Raw genomic sequence first — 8,028 nt, forward strand, 5'->3', positions numbered from 1 at the left:
CGCCGGGCGATCACATCTCGATGCCCATCTCGCGTTCGCGGGCCGCTTGGCGCTCGCGGAACAGCACGATCAGCCGCTCCATTTCCTCGCCAAGCACCTGACGCTCCGCCGCACGCTCGACGCGCGCCTGCTCCTGCTTCTGCAGTTCCTCGCGAAGCTCAAAGATGACCTCGATGGTGCGCTCTGCGACGGGCCGGCCGGCCAATTCGGCATCGCCGGCCACTCCCAGCTGCTGGTGCAGGCTGCCGCGCTGCGAATTGATCGCCGCCTCGAGGCTTTCGAGCGTTTCGTCGATGACCTTCTGGCGGTCGACGTAGGCGGCACGCAAGTCCGCTTCGGTGCGGAAGCTGCTGACCTTCGCCTCTTCGGAGCGCAGCGAGTTCTCGACACGGGCCTGTGCCTCGGCGGCTCTGAGGGCCTCCGCCTCGGCGGCGCGGCGTTCTTCGGGCGTCAGGGCGCGGTCGACGGTACTGCGCACCAGACCCGTGGCTACGCTCAGTTCGGCGCGTGCCTGGTTCACCACGTCGGCCGGTAGGGCGTCGGTGTAGTGGACCTTGCCGCTGGAATCCGTCCAGCGGTAGAGCTTCTTCTCCGGCGCATCGGTGTTGCCCTGCGCCACCACCGGCGCGACGGCCATGGGCAGGGCGGCCAGCAGGGCGACCGCGAGCGCGGCGGGCCGCATCATGCGGCGGGGAGGGGCGGTACGGGCCATGTCAGATCATCCGTCGATCGAACCGTAGGCCGCACGATACGCCAGCAGGCGCTCGCGATGCAGGGCCAGTTCCGGGCGGTCCGCGACAAAGGTGAACAGGTCGTCCAGCCGCGCGACCGAGACGACGGGCACGCCCAGTGCGGCCGAGGCCTCCTGCGCGGCCGAACGCTGGCCCTCCGCCCCGCGTTCCTGCCGGTCCAGCGCGATCAGCACGCCGCTGGGCGTACCACCGGCGGCGCGGATGATCTCCACCGACTCGCGGACGGCCGTGCCGGCGGTGATCACGTCGTCGACGATCAGCACGCGGCCCTTGAGCGGAGCGCCAATCAGCGTGCCGCCCTCACCGTGGGTCTTGGCTTCCTTGCGGTTGAAGGCGACCGGCACATCCCGGCCGCGCTTCGCCAGCGCCATCGCCAGCGCGGTGGCTAGCGGGATGCCCTTGTAGGCGGGGCCGAACAGCATGTCGAAGGCCACGCCGCTCTCCAGCAGGGCTTCCGCGTAGCAGTCGGCGAGGCCGGAGAGCGTGGCGCCGGTGTTGAACTGCCCGGCGTTGAAGAAGTAGGGGCTGGTGCGGCCGGATTTCAGGTGGAACTCGCCGAAGCGCAGCGCTTCCGCGCGCAGCGACAGGTCGAGGAAAGCTTGGCGGTAGGCGCTCACGCGGGCTCCGGCATCGGTCGGAAAGGTCGTCAGGCTAGCGGAAAGCCCATTCGCCGCGCATCTGCAGGGCTGCGACGCGCGGCGGCATGGCCGGATCGGCGACAATCCGGCTCTGATCCTTGTCCCTTCCTTCAATGCGCATTTGCAGCTTCAACGCCAACGGCCTGCGTTCCGCCGCCAGCAAGGGGTTCTTCGACTGGTTCGCTGCGTCCGGCATCGACGTGCTGTGCGTGCAGGAGACCAAGGCGCAGGAGCACCAGCTGGCCGACGCGCTGTTTCGCCCGGCCGGCTGGCACGTGGCTTTTCGCGACGCGTCGACGAAGAAGGGCTATTCAGGCGTGGCCGTCTACAGCCGCGCGAAGCCGGATGCCTACGCCACCGGGCTCGGTTGGGCGCCATTCGACGAGGAAGGGCGCTGGCTGGAGGCCCGCTTCGGCAACCTGTCCGTCATTTCCCTTTACCTGCCGTCCGGCAGCTCGGGCGATGAGCGCCAGGGTTTCAAGTTCGAGGTGATGCGCTGGTTCCGGCCGCAATTGCAGGCGCTGCTGGCCTCGGGCCGCGATGTGGTGGTCTGCGGCGACTGGAACATCGCGCACACGCCGAAGGACATCCGCAACGCCAAGTCGAACGAGAAGAACTCGGGCTTCCTGCCCGAGGAGCGCGCCTGGCTGACAGCGCTGCTTGAGCAAGATGGCTGGGTCGATGCCTACCGGCGCCTGCGCCCGGACGGGCAGGACTACACGTGGTGGAGCCAGCGCGGCGCGGCGCGTGCCAAGAACGTGGGCTGGCGCATCGACTACCAGTTGGTCAGCCCCGGTCTGGCGTCGCGGCTGAAGGATTGTGCGATCCACCCCGAGCCGCGCTTCTCCGACCACGCGCCCTTCGTCGTCGACTATGCCGACTGATTCAACCGCGGCCTCGACGCCTGCAGCCGCCCCGCGCCCCGGCTGGCGCGAGGTGCTGCGTGGCGTGCGCGACCCGAAGGTGGCGTTGTTGCTGGTGCTCGGCCTCGCCGCGGGCCTGCCCTTCATGCTGGTCGGGAACACGCTGGGCTTCTGGCTGCGCACCGAGGGCATCGAGCTCGGGGCCATCGGCTTCCTCTCCTGGGTGGGCATCGCCTATTCGGTGAAATTCCTGTGGGCGCCGGTGGTCGACCGCACCACGGTGCCGCTGCTGGGTCGCCTCGGCCGGCGCCGCGGCTGGCTGCTGCTGGCGCAGGGCGGCGTGGTGCTCGGACTGCTGGCGATGGCCCTCCTCACGCCGAAGGGCCACCTGCAGCTGTTCGGGGCGATCGCGCTGGGCGTCGCGCTCGCGTCCGCCACGCAGGACATCGTCATCGACGCCTGGCGCATCGAGTGCGCCGAGAGCAGCGACCAGCTGGCGATCCTGAGTGCGGCCTACCAGCTCGGTTACCGCACGGCGCTGCTGCTGACCGACGCCTTGATCTTCCTCGTGGCCGCCCAGGTCGGTTGGGCCTCGTCCTACGCCGCCTTCGCCGCGATGGCCTTCGCCGGTCTGGTGGTGGTGCTGTTCGTGGGCGAGCCACGCAGCGCTGGGCCGTCGTCGTCGGTGGGCCTTCCGCCGCTGTGGACGCCGCGCGGGCTGTACGACGCGATCCTCGGTCCGTTCATCGCCTTCTTCCTCCAGCACCGGCAGATGGCCTTGGCCGTCCTCGCTGCGATCAGCCTGTATCGCCTCGCGGATTTCGTCATGGGCCCGATGGCGAACCCGCTGTATGCCGACCTCGGCATCGCCGAGCAGACGATCGGCAAGGTGCGCGGCGGCATCGGCCTCGCGGCCACGTTCCTCGGCACCGCGGCGGCGGGCGTGGCCGCCCTGCGCCTCGGCCTGTTCCCGACCCTGCTGCTCGGCGCGGTGCTGGGCCCGTTGTCGAACCTCGCGTTCGCCTGGCTGGCCCTGTCCGGTGCGGACAACGTCGTGTTCGGCATCGCCATGGCGATCGACAACTTCAGCGCCGGTTTCGCCGGCATCGCGCTGATCGCCTACATGTCGAGCCTCACCAACGTCGGCTACACCGCCACCCAGTACGCGTTGCTGAGTTCGTTCTACGCATTGCTCGGCAAGGTGATGAAGGGCTTTTCCGGCGTCATCGTCGAGACGCTCGCCCAGACGCGGCCGCTGATGGAAGCCTACGCCCTGTTCTTCGCGGGCACCGCAGCGCTGGCCCTGCCCGCGATCGCGCTGGTGGCGTGGCTGGCGCGCCATGCGCCCGCGGGCGTAAGCTCGAAAGCCTGATCCCTTCCTCGGAGCGCGGCCCGCCCCCATGGCCGATTTCCTCGTCCGCGACATCGATGAGCGTGTGGCCGAACGGCTGAAGGAACTGGCCCGTCAGAAGGGCTGGCCGCTCAACGACGTAATCCTGCATCTGCTCAAGCAGGCGCTCGGCATGGCCGAGCCCGAGCCGCCGCCGGTGCCGGGCGACATCGCCCGCCTGCGTGGCGCATGGAACGACGAGGAAGCCCGCGCGTTCTACGAAGCCATGAACGCGATGACCGATCTGCCCAACGACGCGCCGGCGTACACGCGCAATCCTTCCGAAGGCAGCTGAAACCGGCCGAGCCAGCGCTGCCGCGCGGCCTCAGTCGCCGCGACGCCCCGGAACGATCACGCCCAGCACGCGCGGGCCGGCGGCCCCCGTCACTTCCGGGCGATTGCCCGGCCGCCCCTCCAGCGTTTGCCAAGCCAGCCAGGCGAAGCCCGCCGCTTCGACCGCGTCGGGGTCGATGCCGTGCTCGGCGCTGCTTTGCACCGCGACGCCCGGCAGCAGGGCGGCAATGCGCGCCATCAGCAGGGCGTTGTGCACGCCGCCACCGCAGGCGATCAGCCGCGTGGTGTCCGGCTGCGTGGCACGCAGCGCATCCACGATGCTGCGCGCGCTGAATTCCACCAGCGTCGCCTGCACGTCGTGCGGCGCCTCGTCGCCGTCCAGCCGCTCGCGCAGCCAGCCCAGATGGAACTGGTCGCGGCCGCTGCTCTTCGGCGGCGGCAGGGCCAGCCACGGCTCGGACAGGCAGCGCTGCAGCAGCTCGGGCAGCACGCGTCCCGTGGCGCCCCAAGCGCCGTGAGCGTCATAGGCATGGCCGGTGTGCTCGAAGCACCACGCGTCCATCAACCCGTTCGCTGGGCCGGTATCGAAGCCGCGCACCGGGCCGGTCGTCGGCAGCAGGGTGAGGTTGCCGATGCCGCCGAGGTTCAACACCGCACGCACTTCGTGGGCGTCGCCGAGCACGGCGGCGTGGAAGGCGGGCATCAATGGCGCGCCTTCACCGCCGGCGGCCACGTCGCGGCGACGGAAGTCGGCCACCACGTCGCAGCCGGTCCGTTCCGCGATCACATTCGGGTCGCCCACCTGCAGGGTGAACCGGTGCGGTGGCCGCGGCCGGTGCCTGAGGGTCTGGCCGTGGGAGCCGATCGCACGCACCTGCGCCGTTGCGATGCCGGCCTCGTCCAGTAGCGCCATGGTCGCCTGCGCGAACGCTTCGCCGATGGCGCTGTCCAGCGCGCCGAACTCATCCAGATGCACCGTGGCCTCGGCCTGCGAGATGCGCAGGATCGTGGCGCGAAGGTCGGGTTCGTACGGGGTGGTGCGGGCGCGCAGCACCGCGATGCGCGGCGCGGTACCCACGATGGGTGGCGAAACCGAGATCAGCGCGGCATCGATGCCATCGGCGCTGGTGCCGGAAATCAGCCCGACGAACAGCGCGTCGCCCTGCGAAGGCACGGCCGGTCAGCGTGCCGCGAGCTGGAAGCCTTCGATGCGCTTCAGCTGGGCCAGCGCCGGGGCGGTGGCGCGGCGGTACTCGGCCAGCGCCGTGCCGGTCAGCGGCTCGGGCTTCGGCATCGTCACGGTCAACGGGTTGCGGTGCACGCCGTTGACGCGGAATTCGTAGTGCAGATGGGGGCCGGACGACAGGCCGCTGGTGCCGACGTAGCCGATGGTGCGGCCCTGCTGCACGCGCTGGCCCACGCGATAGCTGCCGAGGCGCGACATGTGCGCATACAGCGTGGTGATGCCATTGCCGTGGTCAAGGATGACCGTGCGGCCATAGCCGTTCTGCCAGCCGGCGAACTTCACCCGCGCGTCGCCGGCCGCGAAGATCGGCGTGCCCGTCGGTGCGGCGTAGTCAACGCCCTTATGCATGCGCATGCGGCCGAGGATCGGATGGCGGCGCGCACCGAAGCCCGAGCTCAGTCGCGCGAACTCGATCGGCGTGCGCATGAAGCTCTTGCGCAGCGGGCGGCCGTCGAGGTCGAAGAACTCCTGCTGACCGTTGTGCTCGAAGCGCACCGCCGTGTACGGCTTGCCCTGGTTGATGAAGTTGACCGCGACCACGCCGCCGTCGCGCAGGCGCTCGCCTTCGCGCCACAGTTCCTCATAGACGATCTGGAAGGCGTCGCCTTCGCGGAGGTCCTGCGCGAAGTCGATGTCGTACTGCAGCGCCTTCACCATGTCGTTCATGACGGCGGCGCTGAGGCCGGCCTTGGCGCCGTCAGCGAACAAGGAGCTGCGGATCGTGCCGCCGGCGATCACCACACGGCGCTCCATCGGCCGCTCGATCACTTCGCGCTCGATGGCGTCCTCCGAGACCGCCAACTGCACGCGCTTGCTCTCGTCCTGGTCGAAGCGCAGGCCCTTGAGCTCGCCGTCCGCGCCGATCTCGAAGGCGAGTTCGCTGCCCACGCGCAGACGCGTGGCCATCTGGCTGGCTTCCGGCACCTCCAGCACGCGATGCATGGTGCTGGCGGGCAATCCGAGGTCGGCGAACACGCTGCCGAGGGTCTGGCCGGAGGCGATGCGCACCGTCTGCCAGTCATTACGCGGCGTGTTGGCGGCCGTCGCGGCCGGCGGCGGGGGCAGGGCGATGGCCTGCGTCACACGTTCCGGCTGGGCTTCCCGTTCCATTGCGCCATCCAGCGCCGGAACGATCGATCCGAGCAGCACGGCAAGGGCGCCCGCGAGGGCGATCGGCAGGGCTCGCGGCGCCTTGGGCGCGAGACGGCGGGCATTCGACAAGGCGCAACTCCGGAGGACGGAAACGGCCGTAACTTACCCACAGCGGAAAACCATCGTCAAACCTTTGAAGCGATTGGTTTTTTTGGCCCCGGCGTTTAACCTGAGGTTAACGCGCCGGCGCCCGAACCGGGCCCCTGCTCACCTTTTCATCTTCATGAAGTGCCGCCCATGACCACGCCGGACACCGCCCTTGCGCAACTCGCGCGCGGGACGGACGACATCATCAAGCTCGAGGACCTCGCCGCCCGCCTCGCCACCGGCCGTCCCCTGCGCATCAAGGCGGGCTTCGATCCAACCGCGCCCGACCTCCATCTCGGCCACACCGTGCTGCTCAACAAGATGCGGCAGTTCCAGGACCTCGGGCACCAGGTCATCTTCCTGATCGGCGACTTCACCGGAATGATCGGTGACCCGACCGGCAAGAGCGCCACCCGCAAGCCGCTGACCCGCGAGGACGTGCTGGCGAACGCCCAGACCTACGCCGACCAGGTCTTCAAGGTCCTCGACCGCGAGAAGACCGAGGTCCGCTTCAATAGTGAGTGGTTCGGCGCCATGACGGCAGCCGACATGATCAAGCTGGCGGCCCAGCACACCGTGGCGCGGATGCTCGAGCGCGACGATTTCCAGAAGCGCTTCTCCAACCAGCAGCCGATCGCCATCCATGAATTTCTGTATCCGCTGGTGCAGGGCTACGACTCGGTGGCCCTGAAGGCCGACGTCGAGCTCGGCGGCACGGACCAGCGCTTCAACCTGTTGATGGGCCGCGGCCTGCAGGAGCACCACGGGCAGGCGCCGCAGGTCGTCATGACGATGCCGCTGCTCGAGGGCCTCGACGGCGTCAACAAGATGAGCAAGTCGCTCGGTAACTACATCGGCATCAACGAGCCCGCCATCGACATCGTCACCAAGACGATGAAGATCGGCGACGAGCTGATGTGGCGATGGATCGAGTTGCTCAGCTTCGAGATCTCCCTGGCCGAGCTGGGCTCGCTGAAGGCGGACGTCGGGGGCGGCACCCTCCATCCGCGCGATCTGAAGCTGCGCCTCGCGCGCGAACTGACGGTCCGCTTCCATGGCGTGGCGGAGGCCGAAAAGGCGATCGCGGGCTGGGAGGCGGTGGTCACAGGCGCAGGCGATACCTCACAGCTGCCTCTGACGGAACTCGCGGCACCGCCCGAAGGGCTGCGAATCGCCGCCTTGCTGACGCAGGCCGGACTGACGCCGAGCAACTCCGAAGCGATGCGCAAACTGAAAGAGCGCGCCGTACGTATTGATGGCGAGGTGTTCGAAGACCCGCAGCGCGCCTTCGTGCCGGGGTTTGAGGCCGTTCTCCAGGTCGGCAAGCGCACCTTCGCGCGCATCCGCCTCGTGGCGGGCTGAGGGTTCCGCGCACCCTCGTTCAGTTTCGGGCCGCGTTCGGCCGCTTTTTCGCGGCTGAAACTGAACGGCGATCCCCCTCGGCGGACAAAACACCGTGAAGGGCTTGCGACGCGCTGCGTCGGTTGCCTATAGTTCGCGCCCCTTCGCAGGGTGGCTCGGAAACGAGCGGCGCGGCGGAGGGGGGGTTGAGAAGAAAGTTTCGCTTTACGGTGTTGACGAACTTCGAAACTGCTGTATAGTGTGC

8 protein-coding genes are annotated in these 8,028 nt (G+C 68.9%); 4 read left to right on the forward strand and 4 right to left on the reverse strand.

Going from position 1 to position 8,028, the window contains the following annotated elements:
* Positions 1-10 precede the first annotated feature (10 nt).
* The gene (locus tag ACIQ6S_RS12830) at positions 11-712 is read right to left on the reverse strand and encodes a DUF4124 domain-containing protein (protein ID WP_397608705.1); all 702 of its coding nucleotides are present in this window, start codon (positions 710-712) and stop codon (positions 11-13) included.
* A gap of 6 nt (positions 713-718) precedes the next feature.
* Complete coding sequence (gene pyrE / locus ACIQ6S_RS12835) at positions 719-1,369, reverse strand: orotate phosphoribosyltransferase (RefSeq protein ID WP_297876010.1); 651 nt, start codon at positions 1,367-1,369, stop codon at positions 719-721.
* 134 nt (positions 1,370-1,503) lie between these two features.
* On the opposite strand from pyrE, the gene ACIQ6S_RS12840 reads away from it, so the two are divergent.
* The 3 genes from ACIQ6S_RS12840 to ACIQ6S_RS12850 are packed head-to-tail and all read left to right on the forward strand — an operon-like array spanning position 1,504 to position 3,938.
* Positions 1,504-2,274 (forward strand): exodeoxyribonuclease III, encoded by a 771-nt coding sequence (locus ACIQ6S_RS12840; RefSeq protein ID WP_397608711.1) that lies wholly within the window; start codon positions 1,504-1,506, stop codon positions 2,272-2,274.
* Positions 2,264-3,625: an AmpG family muropeptide MFS transporter gene (locus ACIQ6S_RS12845; RefSeq protein ID WP_397608706.1), complete on the forward strand. Its 1,362-nt coding sequence runs from the start codon at positions 2,264-2,266 to the stop codon at positions 3,623-3,625. The genes ACIQ6S_RS12840 and ACIQ6S_RS12845 overlap by 11 nt, the downstream gene beginning before the upstream one ends.
* Before the next feature lie 28 nt (positions 3,626-3,653).
* Complete coding sequence (locus tag ACIQ6S_RS12850; RefSeq protein ID WP_297876013.1) at positions 3,654-3,938, forward strand: FitA-like ribbon-helix-helix domain-containing protein; 285 nt, start codon at positions 3,654-3,656, stop codon at positions 3,936-3,938.
* 30 nt (positions 3,939-3,968) lie between these two features.
* Here ACIQ6S_RS12850 and ACIQ6S_RS12855 read toward each other — a convergent pair whose 3' ends face one another.
* The gene (locus tag ACIQ6S_RS12855) at positions 3,969-5,111 is read right to left on the reverse strand and encodes an anhydro-N-acetylmuramic acid kinase (RefSeq protein ID WP_397608707.1); all 1,143 of its coding nucleotides are present in this window, start codon (positions 5,109-5,111) and stop codon (positions 3,969-3,971) included.
* Between the two features lie 6 nt (positions 5,112-5,117).
* On the reverse strand, positions 5,118-6,404 hold the full coding sequence (locus ACIQ6S_RS12860) for a peptidoglycan DD-metalloendopeptidase family protein (RefSeq protein WP_397608708.1): 1,287 nt from the start codon (positions 6,402-6,404) through the stop codon (positions 5,118-5,120).
* 168 nt (positions 6,405-6,572) lie between these two features.
* Here ACIQ6S_RS12860 and tyrS point away from each other — a divergent pair, with 168 nt between their 5' ends.
* Positions 6,573-7,784: a tyrosine--tRNA ligase gene (tyrS, locus tag ACIQ6S_RS12865; protein ID WP_397608709.1), complete on the forward strand. Its 1,212-nt coding sequence runs from the start codon at positions 6,573-6,575 to the stop codon at positions 7,782-7,784.
* Positions 7,785-8,028: the final 244 nt, after the last annotated feature.

It is taken from the genome of Silanimonas sp. (assembly GCF_044377035.1).
In the GTDB taxonomy this organism is placed as follows: domain Bacteria; phylum Pseudomonadota; class Gammaproteobacteria; order Xanthomonadales; family Xanthomonadaceae; genus Silanimonas.